At 69.9% G+C, this 21,196-nt stretch carries 22 protein-coding genes and 1 riboswitch; of the genes, 1 reads left to right on the forward strand and 21 read right to left on the reverse strand.

Annotated elements, in window-relative coordinates; all coding sequences use genetic code 11:
* Positions 1–235: 235 nt before the first annotated feature.
* The 7 genes from pheT to infC form a co-directional block, all read right to left on the reverse strand.
* Positions 236–2,734, reverse strand: a complete 2,499-nt coding sequence (gene pheT / locus FNM00_RS13100; protein ID WP_143913998.1) for a phenylalanine--tRNA ligase subunit beta — start codon at positions 2,732–2,734, stop codon at positions 236–238.
* A 23-nt stretch (positions 2,735–2,757) separates the two neighbouring features.
* Positions 2,758–3,861 (reverse strand): phenylalanine--tRNA ligase subunit alpha, encoded by a 1,104-nt coding sequence (pheS, locus tag FNM00_RS13105; protein WP_143913999.1) that lies wholly within the window; start codon positions 3,859–3,861, stop codon positions 2,758–2,760.
* Positions 3,862–3,991: 130 nt separating this feature from the next.
* Positions 3,992–5,014 (reverse strand): sensor histidine kinase, encoded by a 1,023-nt coding sequence (locus tag FNM00_RS13110; protein WP_143914000.1) that lies wholly within the window; start codon positions 5,012–5,014, stop codon positions 3,992–3,994.
* 57 nt (positions 5,015–5,071) lie between these two features.
* Complete coding sequence (locus FNM00_RS13115) at positions 5,072–5,869, reverse strand: TrmH family RNA methyltransferase (protein ID WP_246065178.1); 798 nt, start codon at positions 5,867–5,869, stop codon at positions 5,072–5,074.
* A 19-nt stretch (positions 5,870–5,888) separates the two neighbouring features.
* On the reverse strand, positions 5,889–6,281 hold the full coding sequence (gene rplT, locus FNM00_RS13120; RefSeq protein ID WP_087623864.1) for a 50S ribosomal protein L20: 393 nt from the start codon (positions 6,279–6,281) through the stop codon (positions 5,889–5,891).
* 201 nt (positions 6,282–6,482) lie between these two features.
* Positions 6,483–6,677, reverse strand: coding sequence for a 50S ribosomal protein L35 (rpmI, locus tag FNM00_RS13125; RefSeq protein ID WP_087623863.1), 195 nt, complete (start codon positions 6,675–6,677; stop codon positions 6,483–6,485).
* Position 6,678: 1 nt separating this feature from the next.
* Entirely contained in the window at positions 6,679–7,470 is a 792-nt protein-coding gene (gene infC / locus FNM00_RS13130) for a translation initiation factor IF-3 (protein ID WP_307837291.1), read from the reverse strand.
* 150 nt (positions 7,471–7,620) lie between these two features.
* On the opposite strand from infC, the gene FNM00_RS13135 reads away from it, so the two are divergent.
* A complete protein-coding gene (locus FNM00_RS13135) occupies positions 7,621–8,130 on the forward strand; it encodes a hypothetical protein (protein ID WP_143914002.1) in 510 nt (169 codons plus the stop codon).
* Here FNM00_RS13135 and FNM00_RS13140 read toward each other — a convergent pair whose 3' ends face one another.
* From FNM00_RS13140 to metK, 14 genes are all read right to left on the reverse strand, one after another.
* Complete coding sequence (locus tag FNM00_RS13140; RefSeq protein ID WP_143914003.1) at positions 8,131–8,622, reverse strand: SseB family protein; 492 nt, start codon at positions 8,620–8,622, stop codon at positions 8,131–8,133.
* A complete protein-coding gene (locus FNM00_RS13145; protein WP_185973145.1) occupies positions 8,619–9,023 on the reverse strand; it encodes a PH domain-containing protein in 405 nt (134 codons plus the stop codon). Before FNM00_RS13145 ends, FNM00_RS13140 begins: the two co-directional genes overlap by 4 nt.
* An 8-nt stretch (positions 9,024–9,031) precedes the next feature.
* Positions 9,032–9,877: an ATP phosphoribosyltransferase gene (gene hisG, locus FNM00_RS13150; protein ID WP_143914005.1), complete on the reverse strand. Its 846-nt coding sequence runs from the start codon at positions 9,875–9,877 to the stop codon at positions 9,032–9,034.
* An 81-nt stretch (positions 9,878–9,958) separates the two neighbouring features.
* Positions 9,959–10,222 (reverse strand): phosphoribosyl-ATP diphosphatase, encoded by a 264-nt coding sequence (locus FNM00_RS13155; protein ID WP_143914006.1) that lies wholly within the window; start codon positions 10,220–10,222, stop codon positions 9,959–9,961.
* Positions 10,223–10,258: 36 nt separating this feature from the next.
* A complete protein-coding gene (ribH, locus tag FNM00_RS13160) occupies positions 10,259–10,732 on the reverse strand; it encodes a 6,7-dimethyl-8-ribityllumazine synthase (protein WP_143914007.1) in 474 nt (157 codons plus the stop codon).
* Positions 10,729–11,991 carry a bifunctional 3,4-dihydroxy-2-butanone-4-phosphate synthase/GTP cyclohydrolase II gene (locus FNM00_RS13165; RefSeq protein ID WP_143914008.1) on the reverse strand — a complete coding sequence of 421 codons (1,263 nt, stop codon included), beginning with the start codon at positions 11,989–11,991 and terminating at the stop codon, positions 10,729–10,731. Before FNM00_RS13165 ends, ribH begins: the two co-directional genes overlap by 4 nt.
* Positions 11,984–12,595 carry a riboflavin synthase gene (locus FNM00_RS13170; RefSeq protein ID WP_143914009.1) on the reverse strand — a complete coding sequence of 204 codons (612 nt, stop codon included), beginning with the start codon at positions 12,593–12,595 and terminating at the stop codon, positions 11,984–11,986. The genes FNM00_RS13165 and FNM00_RS13170 overlap by 8 nt, the downstream gene beginning before the upstream one ends.
* Positions 12,595–13,623, reverse strand: coding sequence for a bifunctional diaminohydroxyphosphoribosylaminopyrimidine deaminase/5-amino-6-(5-phosphoribosylamino)uracil reductase RibD (gene ribD / locus FNM00_RS13175; protein WP_143914073.1), 1,029 nt, complete (start codon positions 13,621–13,623; stop codon positions 12,595–12,597). The genes FNM00_RS13170 and ribD overlap by 1 nt, the downstream gene beginning before the upstream one ends.
* Before the next feature lie 98 nt (positions 13,624–13,721).
* A riboswitch (FMN riboswitch) is annotated at positions 13,722–13,848 on the reverse strand.
* A 174-nt stretch (positions 13,849–14,022) separates the two neighbouring features.
* Positions 14,023–14,688 (reverse strand): ribulose-phosphate 3-epimerase, encoded by a 666-nt coding sequence (rpe, locus tag FNM00_RS13180; protein WP_143914010.1) that lies wholly within the window; start codon positions 14,686–14,688, stop codon positions 14,023–14,025.
* A gap of 208 nt (positions 14,689–14,896) precedes the next feature.
* Complete coding sequence (locus FNM00_RS13185; protein ID WP_221933725.1) at positions 14,897–16,183, reverse strand: RsmB/NOP family class I SAM-dependent RNA methyltransferase; 1,287 nt, start codon at positions 16,181–16,183, stop codon at positions 14,897–14,899.
* A 94-nt stretch (positions 16,184–16,277) separates the two neighbouring features.
* Positions 16,278–17,201 (reverse strand): methionyl-tRNA formyltransferase, encoded by a 924-nt coding sequence (fmt, locus tag FNM00_RS13190; protein WP_143914011.1) that lies wholly within the window; start codon positions 17,199–17,201, stop codon positions 16,278–16,280.
* Positions 17,202–17,337: 136 nt separating this feature from the next.
* Complete coding sequence (locus FNM00_RS13195) at positions 17,338–19,272, reverse strand: primosomal protein N' family DNA-binding protein (RefSeq protein WP_246065180.1); 1,935 nt, start codon at positions 19,270–19,272, stop codon at positions 17,338–17,340.
* Between the two features lie 34 nt (positions 19,273–19,306).
* Positions 19,307–19,885 carry a hypothetical protein gene (locus tag FNM00_RS13200; protein WP_143914012.1) on the reverse strand — a complete coding sequence of 193 codons (579 nt, stop codon included), beginning with the start codon at positions 19,883–19,885 and terminating at the stop codon, positions 19,307–19,309.
* Positions 19,886–19,964: 79 nt separating this feature from the next.
* Positions 19,965–21,152: a methionine adenosyltransferase gene (gene metK / locus FNM00_RS13205; RefSeq protein ID WP_143914013.1), complete on the reverse strand. Its 1,188-nt coding sequence runs from the start codon at positions 21,150–21,152 to the stop codon at positions 19,965–19,967.
* Between the last annotated feature and the right edge of the window lie 44 nt (positions 21,153–21,196).

A 21,196-nucleotide genomic window follows, 5' to 3' on the forward strand; every position in this document is an offset into this window, starting at 1 on the left:
ATCACGGTGAGCCACCAACCACCCAAGCGGCGGGATGGTTGACCACTCACCGACCTCGGGCTGTACCTCATCGCGGTGAGTCATCAACGACTCGATCGACCGCTCACACTCTGGCAGACCCGCCGCACCTGTCCGGCGGTCAATCAGCGTCCATCCCGCTGAAGGAACGGGCGCTCATCCACCGGCGAGGACCGAAGATGGACGCCTACTCACCGCCTGGGAGCGGCTGGAGTGGTCAGCGCAGGGTGGCACCGAAGCGGTCCGCCGCCACCTGCACGGCGGCCGCGCGCGCACCGGCGATCTCGTCCTCGCTGAGGGTGTGGTCCTCGGCGCGGAGCCGCACATTGAAGGCCAGCGACACATGCCCGGCCGGCACCGGTTCACCGGTGTAGAGGTCGAACAGCCGCACCGACTCGATCAGCGGACTCGCCTCGGCCAGCGCCTCCTGCAGAGCACCCGCCGGCACCCTCGACTCGACGATGAAGGCCAGATCCTCCTTGGCCACCGGGAAGGCCGAGAAGTCCGGTCGCGGACCGATCTCAGGCGCCGCGGCCAGCAGAGCGTCCAGGTCGACCTCGCCGGCCACGGCCCGAGGCGGAAGACCGTAGGCCTCCAGCACCTTCGGGTGCAGCTCCCCCGCATGTCCGACGACGCGTCCGTCCAGCACCAGCGCGGCGCAACGACCGGGGTGGAAGGGCGCGAGGGACGCTGCCTCCACGGAGACCTCCACATGGAGCACATCGGCGAGACGCCGAGCCACCGCGATGGCATCCGACCACGCGACGGGACGGCCGGGGCCGTCCCAGCCGCCACGCTCACGGTCGCCCAGCAACACCCAAGCCGCCGTCAGCGGCTGATCGGGCAGTGCGGCGTCGAGCACGGCGAGCTCATCGGGCGTCGGCCGGCGATCGACCCCGTAGATCGGGGCGGCGGGCGCGCCAGATCGCGGCCGGAACACGCGACCCACCTCGCTGATCGCGACATCGTCGTGGCCTCGGCCCACGTTGAGGCCGGCGCTGCGCAGCAGTCCCGTGAGCAGGGTGGTCGTGAGGCCGGGCTCCTCGGCGGACAGCGGATTCTCCAGCAGCACCTGTCGGCGTCGCGCGTCGTCCGCCCCGAGGCCCAGCCGGTCGAAGTCCGCCGGTCCCGCGAACGGGAAGGTCTTGACCTCGACGAGACCATCGCCGGCGAGTGCGTACCCGACCCGGCGCCGCAGCTCCTGCGCCCGTGTGAGCCCGCGACCGCCGGAGGCCTGCGGCAGCACCGAGGGCACCTGGTCGTAGCCCACGACGCGCAGCACCTCCTCGACGACGTCGTACGGATCGTTGATGTCGAAGCGCCACGGCGGCGGGACCACGACGAGTGACTCGCCGTCGATCCGCACCTCGCACGCATTGCCTTCGAGCGCTCGGACGGCGGCATCGGTGTCGATCGACTCGACGCCCGCGATCCGGCGTGGCAGGTCGACGGGCAGCGTCACCTCGTGTCTCGTGTCGACCTCACCGACCACGGTGAGACCCGGCTCGATATGCCCGCCACCATGCTCGACGAGGAGTTCGGCGACCCGCTGCGCGGCACGTGCCTGCAAGGTCGGGTCCACCCCGCGCTCGAAACGACGCGCCGCCTCCGAGGACAGCCGGTGCCGTCGCGACGCACGCGCGATGGTGGCGCGGTCGAAGTAGGCCGCCTCGATGACGATGTCGGTCGTGGCGGCATCGATCTCCACCCGCGCGGCACCCATGACACCCGCCAGTCCCACCGGCCCGTCGTCGTCGCAGATCAACAGGTCCTGCGGATCGAGCGCGCGATCCACATCGTCGAGGGTCGTGAGCCGCTCGCCCGCGACCGCCCGGCGCACCCGGATCGGACCGTTCAGCTTGGCGGCGTCATAAGCGTGGTTCGGCTGGCCCAGCTCCAGCATCACGTAGTTGCTGACGTCCACGGCGAGGGAGATCGAGCGCATCCCCGCCTGCACCAGCCGCCGCGCGATCATCGGAGGCGTCGGACGCGTCGGATCGAAGCCGCTCACCCGCAGCGTGGTGAACACCGGGCACGCGGTGGGATCCTCCACCACGACCGGGTACGCCTCGGCACCCGTCTCCGGGACGGCGATATCGGCCGGATCGCGGAACGGAAGACCGAAGGCCAGCGCGGTGTCCCGGGCGACCCCGCGCAGCGACCAGGCGTAACCGCGATCGGGGTTGACCTCGAGGTCGAGGGTCTCCTGGTTGAGCCCGAGCAGCTCGACCGCGCCAGTGCCGGGATCGGCCAGCCCCGGCTCCAGGACGAGGATGCCGTCCGCGTCGCCGGGCAGGCCGAGCTCCGCCGTCGAGCAGATCATGCCGTCGGAGACGTGACCATAGGTCTTGCGCGAGCCGATCTCGAAGCCCATCGCCGGCAGGAAGGTCCCCGGCAACGACACGACCACGAGGTCCCCGGGGCCGAAATTGTGCGCACCGCACACGATCCCGCGTCCGGCGGGCACATCCTCGGTGGCGGGCTCGTTGTGCTCGGGGCCGACGTCGACCCGGCACCAGTTGATGGTCTTGCCGTTCTTCTGCGGCTCGGGCTCCGCGGTCAGGACGCGACCGACCACCAGCGGGCCGGTGATCTGCCCGCCGATGATCTCCTCGAGCTTGAGGTCGAAGGCGGTGAGCCGAGCGGCCAGGTCCTCGGTGGAGACCGAGGAGGGCAACGAGGTGAGCTCACGCAGCCAGGAGACAGGGACCTTCATGGGGTGGGGTTACCTCTCGACTGTCACAGACCGATGCCGAAGGGCTCGGTGAAGCGGATGTCGCCGTCCCAGAGATCGCGCAGGTCGGCGATGTCGTAACGGCTGGTGATGGTGCGGTCCAGGCCCATGCCGAAGGCGAAGCCCGAGTACCGCTCGGGGTCGACCCCGCAGGCGATCAGCACGCGCGGGTTGACGACGCCGCAGCCGCCCCACTCGACCCATCCCTCGCCGCGGCAAGTCGGGCAGTCGGCCACATGCGCGGGGTCGTTGTGGCACACATAGCAGAGCAGGTCGACCTCGGCGCTCGGCTCGGTGAACGGGAAGTACGACGGACGGAAACGCGTGGTGATGTCCGCTCCGTAGATCGCCCGGGCGAGGTGGTCCAGCGTGCCCTTGAGGTGGGCCATCGACAGGCCCTCGTCGATGGCGAGTCCCTCGACCTGGTGGAACACGGGGGCGTGGGTCGCGTCCGGCTCGTCGGTGCGGAAGACCCGGCCCGGGCAGGCGATGTAGATGGGTGGGGTGCGGGTCAGCATCGTGCGCGCCTGGACCGGCGAGGTGTGGGTGCGCAGCACCATCGCGGCAGACTCCGGGGTCACCCAGAAGGTGTCCATCATGGTGCGAGCCGGATGATCGGGGCCGAGGTTGAGGGCATCGAAGTTGAGCCACTCGGCCTCGACCTCGGGGCCCTCGCCGATCTCCCAGCCCATCGCGACGAAGATATCGCTGACGTGATCCTGGATCGTCGTCAGCGGATGGCGAGCGCCGACCGGCTCCCGGTCGGTCGGCAGGGTGACGTCGACCGCCTCGGCGGCCAGCCTGCGCTCGAACTCCTGCGCCTCGACCTCGTCGGTGCGGCGAGCGAGGGCCTGGCTGACGGCACCGCGCGCCTGGCCGACTCGCTGCCCGGCCTCCTTGCGCGCCTGCGGGGGCAGTGCCCCGATCTCGCGGTTGGCCAGCGCGAGGGGCGAGCGGTCGCCGACGTGCTCGATCTTGACCTGCTTGAGCGCCTCGATCGAGTCGGCCGCGGCGATCGCCGCGAGCGCCTCGTCGCGCATGCGCTCGACCTCGTCGGCACGCAGGGGGGTGACCTCGACGGGGTCGTAGTCGGAGTTGGGCGCGGACATGAGAACGAGTCTATCGACGGGGCGTCCACCCGGTGGACAGGGCCGCAGGGCGTGCGACTTTTGCCGGGTTGTGGCCCGTTCCCGATGTCTCACAGGGCCACAACCCGGCAAAAGTCGGGCCCGGAGGGCGCTAGTCGGTCAGACCGGCGGGCTCGTTGATCGGCAGCCTCACGGTGATGCGTGCGCCGCCGACCTCGGTCGAGCCGATGTCGATCGTGCCGTGATGCTGTTCCACGACGCCGCGCACGATGAACATGCCCAGGCCGCTCCCGGCACCGGGGCCGGACTTCCAGAACCGGCTGAACACGCGCTGCCGCAGCTCGGCGGGGATGCCGCTGCCGTGGTCGCTGACCTCCAGCTCGATCCCGTCCCCGACCGCGCGCACCACGACATCGCGCAGGCCCTCGCCGTGCCGTATCGCGTTCTCCACGAGATTGGTGAGCACCTGCGTCAACCGGTCTTCATCGCCCCACACGACGGGGATCTCCCCCTCGATCACCGGCTCAGGTCGCTCCTCGGAGGCGGCGAAGACGCTGGCCAGCACGCGGCCCGCCAGCGCATCGACGGTGACCGGCCCGGTGCGCAAGGTGAGCCGCCCCGAATCGATCCGCGCGGCATCGAGCAGCTCGGCGATGAGCCGGCTCAGCCGGTCGGCGTCCGCGTCGACCGTCGTGAGCATGAACTTGCGCTGGTCCTCGCTGAACTGGTCCCAGCGACTCAGCAGCGTGGCGGTGAACCCCTTGATACCGGTCAGCGGCGATCGCAGCTCGTGCGCCACGGTCGCCACCATGTCGGAGCGCTCACGGTCACGCTGGTTGCGGATCCGGGCGTTGCGGATCGACACCACCACCCGTACAACCCGTCCGGCCGGACGCTCACGCTCCAGGGAAGCGGTGATGAGGTACTCACTGCCGCGCGGCGACCACCAGGAATGCTCCGAGATCCGGGTGCGCAGCTCGAAGCCGTCGTAGGGACGCACCACGTCGTACCAGGAGTGACCGCTGAGATCGTCGAAGGGGATGGCGTCCTTGATGTGCATGCCGAGCATCTCGTCGCCGACGGCCCTCGCCATCTCGCGCGTCCGCGCGTTGACGAAGGTGACGCGGCCCTCGGCATCGGCGATCACGATCCCGTCGGGAAAGTTCTCGAGCACACCATCGAGGATAGTCCGAGCGGACGGTACCGTCCCACTCGGGAGGGCTATCGCGGATCAGCCCCGCAGCGCGTGGGCCGAGGCATACGCGCAGACCGCGGCGGCCGTGGCCAGGTTGAGGCTCTCAGCCCGCCCGTAGATCGGAACACCCACGACCTGGTCGCAGCGCTCACGGACCGCCATGGGCAGGCCGTGAGCCTCATTGCCCATCAGCCAGGCGGTGGGACGGGCGAGATCGACCGCGTCATCGAAGAGCTGCGCCTCTCCCCCGCCGTCGGCAGCGAGCAGTTGAACATCACGCCGTCCGATGAGGGTCAATGCCCGATCGGCATCGCGCTCGACGACGATCGGCAGATGGAACAGCGAACCGGCCGTCGAACGGACGACTTTCGGATTGAGGGGATCGACGCTGTCGCCGATCACGAGAACCGCGTCGGCACCCGCCGCATCGGCCACCCGGATGACCGCACCGAGGTTGCCGGGATCGCGGATCTCGAAGCACACGATCACCAGGCGCCAGGCGATCGCCTCGATCGAGGCGATCGTGCGGGTGAGGTCACGACACCGGGCCACGATCCCCTGCGGCTGGACCGAGTCGGCGATCTCGACGAGCACGTCGTCGTCGACGACGTGCCACGTCAGGCCGTCCGCCTGCCAGGCCTTGTGTCGCCGCGAGGCCTCGGCGGTCGCGAAGACCTCGATGACGGTGCCGGCGAGGGTCAGCGCCTCACGGACCGCCTGCGGTCCCTCGGCGAGGAACTCGCCGGTCTTGACCCGGAACGACCGCGTGGCGAGCCGCCGAGCGTGCTTGACGCGTGCGGAACGCACACTCAGCACACCGGGCGAGCTCGCCACGTGAGTCGTCGGGTCCGGCTCAGGCCGCGGAATCGGCCTTGGGCGCGTTGACATCCTCGGGCAGGTTGGCCTTGGCCACCTCGACGAGGGCGTTGAACGCGTCGATGTCGTTGACGGCCAGATCGGCGAGGATCTTGCGGTCGACCTCGACCTCGGCGGCCTTGAGGCCCTGGATGAAGCGGTTGTACGTCAGACCCTGCGCACGCGCGGCGGCGTTGATGCGCTGGATCCAGAGCCGACGGAAGTCGCCCTTCTTGGCGCGGCGGTCGTTGTAGGAGTAGACCAGCGAGTGGGTGACCTGCTCCTTGGCCTTGCGGTACAGGCGCGAACGCTGACCACGGTAGCCCGATGCGCGATCGAGGACCTCGCGGCGCTTCTTCTGGGCGTTCACGGAACGCTTGACGCGTGCCATAGGTGTCTCCTTAGAAAGTTCTGGTGTCGCGGACGGGGCTTAGAGGTTCCGCTGGTGGGGGTGGCGTTGCGAGCGTCGCAGCCGTGGGATGCTCCGCAAGGCGCAGGCTCGCTGGCAGACTCGGACGCCTTTCGAGAGGCTGCAACGTAGCGGAGCGCCCACGGGGCGGCGCACAGTAGCCTCCCCTGCCGGCGGAACCCCTTAGAGCCCGAGCAGCTTCTTGACCTGCTTGGTGTCGGCCTTGGACACGCCGGTGGTGCCGTCGAGGCGACGCATCCGCGACGAGGGCTTGTGCTCCGCCAGGTGGTAGCGGTTGGCCTGCTGGCGACGCAGCTTGCCCTTGCCCGTGGTCTTGACGCGCTTCTTCATGCCCGAGTGGGGCTTGAACTTCGGCATGTTATGCCTCCATGTCTGGGTCGAGGTTCTCCGAGCGACGCCGGGGCTTCTTCGGCGTCGCGTTCTGCTGGTGGGCTTCGCGGTGGGCCTTCTCGGCCTCCGCCTCCGCCTCGGCATCCGCGGCTCGCTGCGCGGTGGTCTGTTCCTTCTCGGCCCGGACCTCCGCCTGCGCTTCGGACTTCTTCTTGTGAGGGCCGAGCACCATCGTCATATTGCGACCGTCCTGGCGGGCGTTCGACTCGATGAAGCCGAGATCCTGCACATCCTCGGCGAGCTTCTGCAACAGGCGGAAGCCGAGCTCGGGGCGGTGCTGCTCACGGCCACGGAACATGATCGTGATCTTGACCTTGTCTCCGGCCTTGAGGAACCGCACGACGTGACCCTTCTTGGTGTCGTAGTCGTGCTGATCGATCTTCGGTCGGAGCTTCATCTCCTTGATGATCGTGTTCGTCTGGTTGCGCCGGGACTCGCGGGCCTTCTGCGCCGCCTCGTACTTGAACTTGCCGTAGTCCATGAGACGGGCGACCGGCGGGCGTGCCTGGGGGGCCACCTCGACGAGGTCGAGGTCGGCCTCGGCGGCCAGGCGCAGGGCATCCTCGATACGGACGATGCCGACTTGCTCACCACTCGGTCCGACGAGGCGTACTTCGGGAACGCGAATCCGCTCGTTGACGCGCAGCTCGTTGCTGATGGGTCCTCCTGTGGGTCGTGGAGGGAGGACATGAAAAATGGCCTCCGCGAAACGAAGGCCACCAGCGGAGCGTGCGTTACCGCTCCGGACGCATGACGACACGTGTACGCCATGCGCAGAACCTCAAGGTCCGGGGACCAGGCAGGTGGGAGGTGACCTCCACTTCGATCAACCATCGTAGCAGCTCTCTTGTTCCCGAGGAAATCGGGGCCGCCGGGACGTAACGCTCGCCTCCGCCGCCATCATGGTGCCATGAGCTCTCAGCCTCGACGGGACCATCCATCGCCTCTGCTGACCGCCGATCGCGTGCGCGAGATCCTCATCGACAGCAATGGCGAGGCCGGGGCCGCCGGGGGTGCCGTCGGCGGCGCGATCGGCGGCTCAGCCGTCGGCGGTGCGCTCGGCGGCGCGGCCGGTGCACGCGGCGGATCGAGCGGTGGGCGGACCGGCGGGCGGCTCGGAGCACGGATGTTCACCCGCGTGCTCGGCCAGACCAGGACGGTGCCGGTTCCTCGCTCACCCGAGGCGCTGGAGGCCGTGCGGCGGCTCCTGCGGCAGGAGCTCCCCTCGGCGGAGGATGCCGCGGTGATCGGCCTGATGGGAACCGGCTGGCTGAACATGAACACCGCGGTGGTCCAGCTGGTCTGGCTGCGGGATCGGGTCGAGGTGACGGCGCACGCCCTGGAAGGGCTCGTCAACCAGCGTTCGGTGCCGAAGGCGCTCGACGCCGTCGAGCGTGCCCTGCGGGCCGTCGACCGGTGATCACTGACCTGGGCTGACCCAGGCCGTCCCGGTCGCGGTGCGGACCAGGACGTGCTCGGCGGCGATGTGCTCCAGGTCTTCGGTCTCGATGACGCGGAACCCCGGTGATCCGAGGTCGACCAGGAGCGCGGCGGCGCCCTCGGAGCGTGCCGAGCGGGCGGCATCGCGTCCGTAGACCGGGACAGGCCTGGCCTGCGGGTTCCAGCGCTGCATCGCCGCGACGCTGGTGAATGTGAGCAGCGCCTGGCGACCGTCGGCCCCGGTCATCAGCACCGCGGCCATGTCGGCGCCCTTGTCGCCCTCGGTGAGCGCGGTCTGCGGATCGGAGGTGAGCACCGCCACCACCGGCACGAAGACCCGCGCGGCGCCGTAGCGGCTCAACACATCGACGAGCTCACCATCGGCCACCTCGGCCAGCAAGGGGTCGATCTGCCCGTCGTCGCCGGGGAAGGCCGGCTCGGCCAGGGAGCGCTCATGTTCCCGCTCGCTCATGAGATCTGCCCCTGCAGCCAGCGGACCGCCTCGCGGGCAGAATCGCCGTCACTGCCCTGAATCGCGAAGAGGATGACGCGTCGGTCCTCCTGGGTGACGAGTGTCGGCCAGGGCGCACCATCGCGCATCGAGATCGCAGCGATCTGCGACCACGCGAAGCGGTGCCGCCGGAACCCGTTGACGACGGTCAGTCCCTCGGCATCGGCCCGCACATTGCTCCACGTGACGGCGAAGGCCAAGAGAGCGATGACGCCGATGAAACCCCACAGGGTCAGTGCCTGCAGCACGCTGAAGCGGTAGTCCTCGGGAATGGCGTTGCCGACCACGACCATCATCACCACGAGGACGGCGGTCGACATCCACATGACGATCGCCACCGCCACCGGGCGGAACCTGCGCACCTCGGACATCAGATCCGGCACGCCAGGATGTCGGTGACGAGGATGCCGCGAGCACCGATCGCGAACAGATCGTCCATCACCCGCTGAGCGGTCTCACGTGGCACCATCGACCGCACGGCGGCCCAGCCCTCGCGATGGAGCGGTGACACCGTCGGCGACTCGATGCCGGGGGTCAGACGCACAGCGTCCTCGACCCGGTCCGTGCTGATGTCGTAGTCCATCATCACGTAGGTCCGCGCCACGATCACGCTCTCCAGCCGGCGGCGGAACACCTCCAACCCGTCGGGATCGGTGCCATTGCCCCGCGTGACGACGACGGCCTCCGAGCGAAGGATCGGCTCTCCGAACACCTCGAGTCCTGCCTGGCGCAAGGTGGTGCCGGTCTCGACGACATCGGCGATCGCATCCGCGACGCCGAGTCGGATCGAGGTCTCCACCGCGCCGTCGAGCCGTACGACATCGGACTCGATGCCCAGCCGCTCGAGATGCGGGCGGACGATGCCCGGATAGGACGTCGCGATGCGCCGGCCCGCGAGCTCGCTCTCCGCCGCCAGCGTCCCGGCCGGCGCCGCGAAGCGGAAGGTCGAGGCCCCGAAGCCGAGGGTCATGATCTCCTCGGCCTGCGCGCCCGAGTCCAGCAGGAGGTCACGCCCGGTGATACCGACATCGAGCGTCCCCTCGCCGACGTAGATGGCGATATCGCGAGGACGCAGATAGAAGAACTCCACCTGGTTGTCGTGATCGACGGTGACGAGGTCCTTGGCATTGCGACGCTGGCGATAGCCGGCCTCGGTGAGCATGAGGGAGGCGGCCTCAGACAAGGCCCCCTTGTTGGGAACGGCGACCTTCAACATGGTCTGACTCTTTCGTCCGATCGGGCTCGGTTCACGGCAGCGGCGGAACCCGGGGCATTCGGTGGTCGAGGCCCGCTGCCGTCACAGATGCGCGTAGACGTCGTCGAGCGAGATGCCGGCGGCGATCATCATCACCTGCGCGTGGTACAGCAGCTGGCTGAGCTCCTCGGCCGCGCGCTCGGGGCCTTCGTGCTCGACCGCCATCCACGACTCGGCGGCCTCCTCGACCAGCTTCTTGCCGATGAAGTGGACCCCGGCATCGATCTCGGCGACCGTGCCCGAGCCCTCAGGGCGCGCAGCGGCCTTCTGCTGCAGCTCGGCGAACAGGCCCTCGAACGTCTTCATCGCGCGTCAGTCTATCCGGGTGCTCTGGCCGGCCGGTCAACCGCGTAGCCAGCCGAGGGTCGCCCAGCTCGCGAGCGCGGCCTCGGCGGCCTCGCGGCCCTTGTCCTCACGGCTGTCGGCCAGGCCCGCACGGTCGAGGGCCTGCTCCTCGGTGTCACAGGTGAGCAGGCCGAAACCGATCGGGACTCCGGTGTCCAGGGACGCGCGCGACAGGCCGTCGGTGGCCGCTGAGGAGACGTACTCGAAGTGCGGCGTACCGCCCCGGATGATGACGCCGAGGGCGATGACGACGTCGTACTCGGCCTCCGCCGCCGCCTTGGCGACGAGCGGCAGCTCGAAGGACCCGGCGGTGCGGATGAGGGTCACATCGCTGGCGTGCGCATCGGCGAGAGCCAGCTGGGCGCCCGCCACGAGACCGTCCATGACGGCGGTGTGCCAGCTGGAGGCGACGATCGCCACCTTGGCCCCCGAGGCGTCGGTGCTCAGCGAGGGCGCTCCATGCCCGCTCATAGTGAAACTCCTTGATCGAGGTCGACGTCGTCGTAGGCGGTCAGGTCGGGCAGGTCGTGTCCCATCCGGGCCGCCTTGGTCTGCAGGTAGCGCAGATTGTCACGGGTCGGGCGCACCGCGATCGGCAGCCGTTCCGCCACCGTGACACCGTACCGTCCCAGTTGAACGGCCTTGTCGGGGTTATTGGTCAGCAGCCGTACGGAGGCGATACCGAGCTCACGCAGCATCTGTGCGCCGGCCGCGTAATCGCGATCGTCCTCTCCGAAGCCGAGCTCGAGATTGGCCTCGACCGTGTCGCGTCCCCGGTCCTGCAGCTCATAGGCCTGCAGCTTGTGCAGTAGGCCGATCCCCCGGCCCTCGTGTCCGCGCAGATAGACCACCACGCCCGCCCCTGCCGCGGTGATCGCGGCCATCGATGCCTGCAGCTGCGGACCGCAGTCACAGCGCCGGGAGCCGAGGACATCGCCGGTGAGGCACTCGGAGTGCAGCCGGGTCAGGACGTCATCGGCTCCCGGCTCGCCGTAGACCAGCGCGATGTGCTCCGAGCCGTCGATGGTGTCGCGGAAGCCGTACGCGGTGAACTCGCCGAACTCGGTGGGCAGCCGCGTCGTGGCGCGCCGCTCGATCTGCGACTCGTGCAGTCGCCGGTAGATCTGCAGGTCCTCGATGGAGACCAGAGCGAGATCGTGCTCGTCGGCGAAGGCACGCAGGTCGGGCAGACGCTTGAGCGTGCCGTCGTCGTTCATCACCTCGCCGATGACCCCGGCCTCGGTGAGCCCTGCGAGCCGCGCGAAATCGACCGCGGCCTCCGTGTGTCCCGGGCGCTCCAGCACGCCGCCGGGCTTCGCCCGCAGCGGGACGATGTGACCGGGCTGAACGAGTTCGAAGGGCTCGGTCGCCGAGTCCGCCAGCACCCGGCAGGTCCGGGCACGATCGGCCGCGGAGATGCCGGTGGTGACACCGTCGCGCGCGTCGATCGACACCGTGTACGCGGTCCGCAGCCGATCGCGGTTGTGCGGCGTCATCAGCGGGATCGCCAGCCGGTCGAGGATCTCGCCCACGACCGGAGCACAGATCAGACCGCTGGAATACCGGACGAGGAAGGCCATCAGCTCCGGTGTGGCCTTCGAGGCGGCGAAGATGATGTCGCCCTCGTTCTCACGATTCTCGTCGTCGACGACGACGATGGCCTTGCCGGCGGCGATGTCGGCGACCGCCCGCTCGATCGAGTCGAGGCGGATACGGGTGGACTCAGCCATGGACGGCTCCTTTCACGAGCAGTCGCTCGACGTACTTGGCCAGCACGTCGACTTCGAGATTCACACGGGCGCCGGGAGCCAAGGCCCCCAGCGTCGTGTCGGCGAGGGTGGTGGGGATCAGCGAGACGGAGAACCAGGGCTCGGGACCGTCGGCGACCTCCACCACGGTCAGGGACGTGCCGTCCACCGTGATGGAGCCCTTCTCGACCAGATAGCGCGCGAGCGACTCGGGCAGCGTGAACCGCAGGAACTCCCAATGCTCGCTGGGCGTCCGGTCGAGCAGCCGCGCCGTCCCGTCGACGTGCCCCTGCACGACATGCCCGCCGAAACGCGTCGTCGGCAGCATGGCGCGTTCCAGGTTGACCCGCGAGCCACCGGTCAGATCACCGAGTGACGACCGCTCCAGCGACTCACGCATCACGTCGGCGGTGAAGGTGTCCGCCGTGGGATCGGTCACCGTGAGACAGACCCCGTTGACGGCGATGGAGTCGCCGTGCCGGGCGCCGTCGGTGACGACCGGACCGCGGACGGTGAGCCGGACGGCATCGCCCTGGTCCTGGACGCCGACGACCTCGCCGACCTCTTCGATCAGACCGGTGAACATCACTCGTACCCCTCTCCCTTGCCCATGGCCTCGCGCGGGGGCGGACCAGGTGTGCCGACGATGCGGATATCCGGCCCGACTGTGCGCAGATCGTCGATCTCGATCGGCCGTAGATCCGCGAGGGTGGTGGCCTCGCCTTCCAGGGCCGCGCGCCCCGAACCGAGCATCGCCGGGGCGATGTAGCCGATGACGCGATCGATGACGCCTTCGTTCCAGAAGGCTCCGGCCAGGCGTGGACCACCTTCCAGCCACACGTGGTGGATGTCGTTCTCCATCAGCTTGGCGAGCACGTCTCGCGGCTCGCGGGACTGGATCAGCAGCGTCGGAGCGACCCGGTCGAACACCCGGTAGTAGTTGGGGATCGTGGTCTCGCCGACGACGATCCGCATGGGCTGTCGCTCATAGGGCAAGGGCAGGTCGTTCTCGTCGCGGACGGAGAGCCGGGGATCGTCGGCGAGCACGGCACCGGTGCCGGCCATGATCGCATCGCACTCGGCACGGAAGCGCTGTACGTCGCGTCGCGCCTCGGGGCTCGTGATCCACTTGCTGGTGCCGTCCGGTGCCGCGCTGAGCCCATCGAGCGTGGCCGCGTACTTCCAGGTGACGTACGGCCGGCCGTGCCAGTAGCGGTAGGCCCACGGAGCGAGCTGCTCGCGCACCTCGTCGGCGAGCAGGCCGGACTCGACGTGGACGCCCGCGTCGCGGAGCATCGCCGCTCCCCCGCCGGCGGCCGGGTGCGGATCGTCGATCGCGTACACGACGCGGGCGACACCGGCGTCGATCAGCGCCTGGGCACACGGACCGGTACGGCCGGTGTGCCCACAGGGCTCGAGGGTGACGACGGCCGTCGCGCCCTGGGCGATGCCGCCGAGCTGCGCGAGGGCGTCGGCCTCAGCGTGCGGGCCGCCGGGCCGGGCCGTGCGGCCGAGGGCGAGCTCCTGTCCGGAATCGTCGAGGATCACACATCCGACGCTCGGATTGGGCAGGACGTTGACATTGTCGCGGGCGGCCTCGAGGGCGCGACGCATGGCGGCGATCTCGTGCTCGGTGGTCGGCACTGGTCCCCTTCCGCGGTCGATGCCCGCACGTCCGGGGTCCGACGACGGAGCACGTGGCTCACCGTCGTCGCGTGCACCTCCCATCCGGACTTTCACCGTCGGTCCTGGAGTTCCACCAGGTCAACCGGCCCCGGAGGGCGCGGGTCGCGGACTGTCACCGCCGGCTCGGACTTTCACCGACCCCGGGCACGCGAGCACATGGCTCTGATGGGGATCAGTCTACCCGGCTCGTGACACGACCGGTCACCCACTCGTCGGTTGAGCCGGCGGTGGGTCATCCCGCACCCGGCTCCACGGGCGGCGCGTCACCCCGCACCGACACCGGAGAGGTGGGGGATAGCTCACCTGCCCAGGGGGAGGTCGCCCGGCTCAGTGGCGGCAGGCGGCGGCCTGTGCGCGCAGCGTCTCGACCATCGCACCGGGGTCGTCGGCACCGAAGACCGCCGAACCGGCGACGAAGGTGTCCGCGCCGGCCTCGGCGCAGCGCTCGATCGTCTCGACGGAGACTCCCCCATCGACCTGGAGCCAGATGTCGCCGCCGACCTTGTCCAACAGCTCGCGGGTGCGCCGGATCTTGGGCAGACATAGATCGAGGAACTTCTGGCCGCCGAAGCCGGGCTCCACGGTCATGACGAGCACCATATCCAGCTCGGGCAGCAGATCGGCGTAGGGCTCGATCGGCGTCGTGGGCTTGAGCGCCATCGACGCCCGGGCCCCCTTCGCCCGCAGCTCTCGCGCGAGGCGGACGGGCGCGTGAGCCGCCTCGACGTGGAAGGTCACACTCGATGCCCCGGCCTCGACGAAGGCCGGTCCCCAGCGATCGGGATCCTCGATCATCAGATGAGCGTCGATCGGCTGCGCGGCGCTGCGGGCGAGCGACTCGATCACTGGCGCCCCCAGGGTCAGATTGGGCACGAAGTGGTTGTCCATGACGTCCATGTGCAGGAAATCGGCACTCGGGATCCGGGCCGCCTCCTCGGCGATCCGGGCGAAGTCGGCGTTGAGCAGGCTGGGGGTGATGCGCACGTCGGCCATAGCGCTCAGCCTAGTGACCTGTCGTGGCAGGACTCGAGGCGGCGGGCTCATCACAGCCCGCCCCACCAGCTCGGGCGGTGACCTACGCACCCCTCAACCGTTCGGGCGGTGACCTACGCACCCCTCAAGTGCCGCGAGAGGTGCGTCACTCACCGCTCAAGGGGACGAGAGGTGCGTAACTCACCGCTCACGGACGGACGGGGATCGGTCAGGCCGGACGCCGCAGGAGGGCGAGGAACATGGCATCCGTACCGTCGCGATGCGGCCACCATTGGCGGGTCGACTCCAGCACCACATCGGGACGATCCCGGGCCACCGCATCGACCACGCCTCGCGTCTCCGCGACGACCGGCGAGCAGGTGGCGTACGCGACCACGCCGCCGGGACGGACGAGCTCAAGAGCGCGGTCGAGCAGATCGCGCTGCAACCGGGTCAGATCGGCGAGGTCGTCCGGCGTCCGCCGCCATCGGGACTCCGGGCGACGGCGCAAAGCGCCGAGGCCCGTGCACGGCGCGTCGACCAGCACTCGGTCGAAGCTGCCCGGCTCCCACGGTCCGTGCCGGCCGTCGTGGACCGTGACCTCGACATTGTCGAGAGCGCGAACCCCCTGACGGACCAGGTCCGCGCGATGTCGCTGTACCTCGTTCGCCACCACCACGGCACCGCGCTGTCTGGCCAGAGCGCCCCAGAGCGCCGCCTTGCCGCCGGGACCGGCGCACAGGTCCAACCACCGCTCGTCACGGCCGTCGACCGGGGCCTCGGCCGCCCCGAGGGCCACGAGCTGAGAGCCCTCGTCCTGCACACCGGCTCGCCCGTCACGAACCGCCGCGATGTCCCCCGGCACGCCTCCCGCGTCGAGGATGCGGGCGTACGGGGAGAGCGCGCCGGGAGTTCCGGGCAGCTCATCGGGATCGATGAGGCCGGGCCGGGCGACGAGCGTGACCTTGGGCGGGGCGTTGTCGGCCGTGAGAAGTGCGGGCAGCTCGGCGGGGTCGGGTAGGGCCGCCCGCAGCTCCCGCACGATCCAGACCGGATGGGAGTAGGCGACGGCCAGTGCCTCATCGCCCTCCAGCCCGCGGGTCACCTCACCGATCCAGGATTCGAGATCGCGCGAGGCGATCTTGCGCAGGACGGCGTTGGTGAAGCCCACCGGCTTGTGACCCACGTGCCGACGCACGAGCTCCACCGTGGTCGAGACGGCGGCATGATCGGGCACCCGCATGCTGAGCAGCTGATGGGCGCCGAGCCGCAGGGCGTCCAGGACGGGCGCGTCGACCCGGTCCAGTCCCTGCCGTGCGAGGGTCGCGATGACGGCATCGTAGGTGCCGCGCAGCCGGATCGTGCCACTGACCAGCTCGGTCGCGAAGGCCGCGTCGCGCCCGGTCACGCCGCGGTCGCGGAGCAGCCGCGGCACGACCAGGTTGACGTAGGCGTCCTTGTCGTCGACCTCACGCATCGCCTCGTAGGCGACCGCACGAACGGGGTCGATACTCATCGCTCCCCCACCCGTACCACGATGTGCTCCCATGTCGTCGACCAAGAGCCGCTCCGGTCGACGCATGGGGAGCGAATCCCGGTTCTCGGCGCGCTCATCGCAGACTCACCGTCGTCGCGCCGCCGAGGCCGCGGCCCCAGTCCGCGGCGTCCATCTCCTTCTTGCCGTGGGGCCGCACCCGGCCGAGCCGGATGTCCTCGGTCGCGGTGCCGACGAGCACCTCTCGCTTGGTGATACGCGCCTCGCCGGGGGCGAGATCGCTGGACTCGGCGATCTCGACCGGGCCGACCTTGAGCCGGGCGTCGTCGTAGGTCGTCCAGGCACCGGGCGCCGGGGTGCATCCGCGGATCTGACGGTCGACCGCGAAGGCCGGACGATCCCAGAGGATGCGGGCATCCTCGGTGCTCAGCTTGGCCGCGTACGAGACCCCGTCCTCGGGCTGGGCGATGGCACCGATATCACCGTCCTCGATGTGATCCACGGCATCGACCAGCAGCCGGGACCCGAGGTCGGCAAGCCGTTCGAGCAGCGTGCCCGACGTGTCCTCGGGCCGGATGCGCTCGGTGATCGTGCCCAGCACCGGGCCGGCGTCGAGCTCCTCGACGAGGCTGAACACCGTCGCGCCCGTGACCTCGTCCCCGGCCATGATCGACCGCTGAACCGGCGCGGCGCCACGCCAGGCGGGCAGCACGGAGAAGTGCAGGTTGATCCAGCCGAACTCGGGCAGGTCGAGCAGGTCACGGCGCAGGAGCGCGCCGTAGGCGACGATCGCCCCGACATCGGGCTTCAACGACCTCAGCTCGTCGAGGAACTCCGAATCCGAGGCCGAGACCGGCTTGAGCACCGGCAGACCCGCCTCCTCGGCGGCCACCGCGACAGCGGACGGTTCGAGCCGTCGTCCGCGCCCGACGCGAGCATCCGGCCGAGTCACCACGGCGATCACCTCGTGCCGGCTCGCGAGCAGGGCGCGCAGTGTCGGGACGGCGGTCTCGGGGGTTCCGGCGAAGACGACTCTCACGTCGATCGAGTCTAGGCCGTCGCCTCTCCCCCAGCCCCTGGCGGTAGCTGGTCCACCCATCACCCACCGGAAACGCTGACGACCTACCGCCACCACGCCGGAAAGGTTGATGGCCTACCGCCACCACGTGAGGGACTCAGAAATCGATCGGATCGACCTGGACCCGCCAGGCGGGGAGCTTGGCGGCGCTGCGCTCCGCGGACGCCTGCTTGACGAGACGGGCGAGCGCGAGACCCTCGCGGCGAGGGGCGCGCAGGATCAGCCGATCGCGGTCGGCGTCCACCGGCACCGGACCGAGGAGCTCGGTGTGCGGGGTCCACGACCGATGCGCCAACTCGGCGAGGGCATCGGCGGGAGCATCGATCGTGGCCAGACGCCCGATCGGTGGCAGATGGGTCTCGGCGCGCTCGGCCAGCTGCCGGACCGCCAGCCCGATCGGATCGGCACGCACGAGCGCCTGGAGAGACGCCGGGTCCCCGACGGCGACCGCCTCACCGTGGTGGGCGGCGAGCGCCAGGGCGTTGAACCACCGGCGGTGGGCCTCCTCGACCACCCGGACCTCGTCACGGCCGAGCATCAGCCAGGTGTCCAGCAACACCACCAGCGAGTAGCCTCCGGGAACCCTGGGTTCGGCTCCAGGTGTCGCCAGGACCAGCGTCCGTTCGTCGGGAGCGGGATCCACGGTGTCGAGCACCGACGAGCCTCCTGAGGTCACGACCCGATGACTCGTGAAGGCCTGCGCGAACTCCTCCGCCGTGCGCAGCTGGCCTACGACGGGCGCGCGGAGCCGATCGCTGCCGCATTCGTGGCACCGCCAGTGCGGGTCCTGGGTCCCGCACCAGCGGCAGACGACGGGTGCCCGGGCGGACGTCTGCGCCAGCGGTCCCTCGCACTGCCGACAGCGCGCAGGTGTCCGGCAGCGCTGACAGGCCAGTGAGCTGCGGTAGCCGCGCCGAGGAACCTGTACGAGAACGTGCCCTCCGCTGCCGCGGATCGCCGTGAAGACCTGCCGGGGCAGGCGCACCGGCGCCGCCCCCGTCTCGGTGCCGTCGGTGACCGTCAGCTGCGGCCATTCGCGACGACGTGCCGCCTGATCGCCACCGAGGTCGGCGCACCAGCGCGACTCCACCACCGACTGCGCCTCGACCGAACGCGCATAGGAGGCCAGCAGGACACCGGCACCCTGCTGCGCCGCGCGCGTCAGCAGGACCTCGCGAGCGTGCGGATACGGGGCGCGAGGCTCGGCGAAGAGATCGTCGCCGTCGTCCCACATCGCCACCAGACCGAGGTCGCGCACCGGGGCATAGGCTGCGGCACGGGTACCCAGCACGATCGAGACCTCACCGCGTGCGACACGGACGAAGGAGCGATAGCGAGCGGCCGGCTTCTGTGCCGCGGTCAGCACGACATGGCGGTCCTGACCGAGCACCTCGGTGACGATGGCGTCCCAGCGCTCCACGTCTCGGGCATCGGGCACGCAGATGATCGCGCCTCGCCCCGAGCGGGCCGTCGCGGCGACCGCCTCCGCGACGGCTCGCTCCGGCTCGTGACGTGGCAGGACCGCGAGCACCGTGCGCGGCGAGCGTCCCGCGGCCAACTCCTCGACGAAGGCCGGCCCGTCGACATAGGGATACCACGCGGCGCAGCCCGGATCGTCCGGCGGCGAGACCGGATCGCCGACCGGATGCGCCTCGGCGCGAGCGTGCCGTGGGGGGATGGCGAGCCGAAGGACATCGGTGACGGTCCCGGCATAGCGCTCGGCGACCGCGCGCGCCAGGCGCAACACCTCCGGTCGCAGCACCGGCTCGGGCGACACGATCTTGTGCAAGGCCGCGAGTGTGCCCCGGTGCTCGGTGGAGTCGGAGAGCTCGACCAGGAAGCCGTCGGTCAGCTTGCCGGCGAATCTCACCTTGACGCGGCATCCCTGCCGCGCGTCCGCGGCCAGCTCATCGGGCACCCGATAGTCGAACAGCCGGTCCAGATGCGGCAGCGGGGAGTCGATCAGGACGCGGGCGACCGAGGCAGGAGGGCGTGCCGCCTCCACCTGGAGCATCGCGAGCTGTTCGTCCACGTCGCGATTCTCCCAGCCGCCACCCACAGTCGGCTCAGCGCAGGTGACGGCGACGCGCCACGAGCACGGCGCACAGCAACGTGCATAGTCCCAGGATGTAGCCGGCGAAGGCCCACGCGGCCGGCTCCCAGGACGTGATGGTCAGCAGGGTGATCACCGCGCCGACGCCGACGAGAGCGTAGAAGGTCGCCTGTTCGGACCAGGGATCGCGCCATGCCTTGACGATCGTCGGCAGGGCCGCCACACCGTCGGCGACCACGGCGATGATGACGGCCGCGGGCGCCTGCCCGAGACCGATCCACACGCCGAGCGCCACCGCGGCGGTGACCCCGCAGGCCAGATCGAAGGGACCGAGGCTGGCGCGGTGTCGCCGCGCCGCGAGGCTCGCCACGACCACCACCAGCGGCCCGAGCCCCGCGGACAGCGTCGGCACGGCGGGCAGGCCGACCCCGGCGTCGAGCTGGGCGAGGAAGGCGATGAGCGGCGCGGCCGCCCACAGCGACCACGTCACCAGATTGGGCCGGACCCGTCCCGCAACGGTCGCGGCCGCGTAGCGCAGGCTCCCGAACAGTCCGAGCGCCGCACTGAGGAACACCCAGTTCGGATCCAGCACGAGGGCCTCCTACGACGCCGACGGCGGGAGAGACCAAGTCTCTCCCGCCGTCGATACGAGCTGTGTCAGAGGACGCCGATCAGCGGCCGGCGGCCGCACGCAGAGCGTCGGCGCGGTCCGTCGACTCCCACGGCAGGCCGGGGCGGCCGAAGTGGCCGTAGGCCGCGGTCTGCGCGTAGATCGGACGCAGGAGGTCCAGATCGCGCACGATCGCCGCGGGGCGCAGATCGAAGACCTCGAGCACGGCCTCACGGATCGTATCGACCGGAACGGTCTCGGTGCCGTAGGTGTCGACATAGAAGCCGACCGGGTGGGCGACGCCGATCGCGTACGCGACCTGCACCTCGGCCTTGGTGGCCAGACCCGCGGCGACGATGTTCTTGGCGACCCAGCGCATCGCGTAGGCGGCGGAGCGGTCGACCTTGCTCGGGTCCTTGCCCGAGAACGCGCCGCCGCCGTGACGCGCATAACCGCCGTAGGTGTCGACGATGATCTTGCGACCGGTCAGACCGGCATCGCCCATCGGACCACCGATGACGAACTTGCCGGTGGGGTTGATGTGCAGCTTGGCGTCGCTGCCGTCGATGTCGTAGTCAGCGAGGACCACGTCGATGACATGCTTCTTCAGGTCCTGCGGCAGCTGGTTCTCGAGGTCGATGCCGTCCTCGTGCTGGGTGGAGATGACGATCGCCTCGACCCGCTTGGGCTTGTCGTCGTCGCCGTACTCGATGGTGACCTGGGTCTTGCCGTCGGGGCGCAGGTACGGCAGCGTGCCGTCCTTGCGCACGCGGGTCAGCTGCTCGGAGAGCCGGTGAGCGATGGTGATCGGCAGCGGCATGAGCTCGGGCGTCTCGTCGATCGCGAAGCCGAACATGAGACCCTGGTCGCCCGCGCCCTGGCGGTCCAGCGGATCCTCCGAGACACCGGTGCGCCCTTCGAAGGCGGTGTCGACGCCCTGCGCGATATCGGGCGACTGCGCGTCGAGGGTGACCTGCACGGCGCAGGACTCTCCGTCGAAGCCCTTGGTGGACGAGTCGTAGCCGATCTCCAGCACCCGGTCGCGCGCGATCCGCGCGATGTCGACATAGGCCTCGGTGGTGACCTCGCCGCCGACCAGGACGAGGCCGGTGGTCACGAAGGTCTCAGCCGCGACGCGGCTCTTGGGATCGACCGCGAGCAGCGCGTCGAGAATGCTGTCGCTGATCTGATCGGCGATCTTGTCCGGGTGACCCTCGGTCACGGACTCGGAGGTGAACAAACGGCTCACGGTGAAGAACTCTCCTGATGATGGACGACGTCAGTACTGTACTA

Source organism: Aeromicrobium piscarium (genome assembly GCF_007421815.1).
Taxonomy (GTDB): Bacteria; Actinomycetota; Actinomycetes; order Propionibacteriales; family Nocardioidaceae; genus Aeromicrobium; species Aeromicrobium piscarium.

What these genes read in the sequence shown, in the direction of transcription:
- rpmI (WP_087623863.1), bottom strand. Translation starts at nt 6,677, where the DNA reads ATGCCGAAGTTCAAGCCCCACTCGGGCATGAAGAAGCGCGTCAAGACC.
- FNM00_RS13170 (WP_143914009.1), bottom strand. Translation starts at nt 12,595, where the DNA reads ATGTTCACCGGTCTGATCGAAGAGGTCGGCGAGGTCGTCGGCGTCCAG.
- FNM00_RS13165 (WP_143914008.1), bottom strand. Translation starts at nt 11,991, where the DNA reads ATGGCTGAGTCCACCCGTATCCGCCTCGACTCGATCGAGCGGGCGGTC.
- ribH (WP_143914007.1), bottom strand. Translation starts at nt 10,732, where the DNA reads ATGAGCGGGCATGGAGCGCCCTCGCTGAGCACCGACGCCTCGGGGGCC.
- rplT (WP_087623864.1), bottom strand. Translation starts at nt 6,281, where the DNA reads ATGGCACGCGTCAAGCGTTCCGTGAACGCCCAGAAGAAGCGCCGCGAG.
- ribD (WP_143914073.1), bottom strand. Translation starts at nt 13,623, where the DNA reads ATGCGTCGCGCCCTCGAGGCCGCCCGCGACAATGTCAACGTCCTGCCC.
- hisG (WP_143914005.1), bottom strand. Translation starts at nt 9,877, where the DNA reads ATGTTGAAGGTCGCCGTTCCCAACAAGGGGGCCTTGTCTGAGGCCGCC.
- rpe (WP_143914010.1), bottom strand. Translation starts at nt 14,688, where the DNA reads ATGGCCGACGTGCGCATCACCCCCAGCCTGCTCAACGCCGACTTCGCC.
- pheS (WP_143913999.1), bottom strand. Translation starts at nt 3,861, where the DNA reads ATGTCCGCGCCCAACTCCGACTACGACCCCGTCGAGGTCACCCCCCTG.
- FNM00_RS13185 (WP_221933725.1), bottom strand. Translation starts at nt 16,183, where the DNA reads ATGAGTATCGACCCCGTTCGTGCGGTCGCCTACGAGGCGATGCGTGAG.
- pheT (WP_143913998.1), bottom strand. Translation starts at nt 2,734, where the DNA reads ATGAAGGTCCCTGTCTCCTGGCTGCGTGAGCTCACCTCGTTGCCCTCC.
- FNM00_RS13135 (WP_143914002.1), top strand. Translation starts at nt 7,621, where the DNA reads ATGAGCTCTCAGCCTCGACGGGACCATCCATCGCCTCTGCTGACCGCC.
- FNM00_RS13155 (WP_143914006.1), bottom strand. Translation starts at nt 10,222, where the DNA reads ATGAAGACGTTCGAGGGCCTGTTCGCCGAGCTGCAGCAGAAGGCCGCT.
- FNM00_RS13140 (WP_143914003.1), bottom strand. Translation starts at nt 8,622, where the DNA reads ATGAGCGAGCGGGAACATGAGCGCTCCCTGGCCGAGCCGGCCTTCCCC.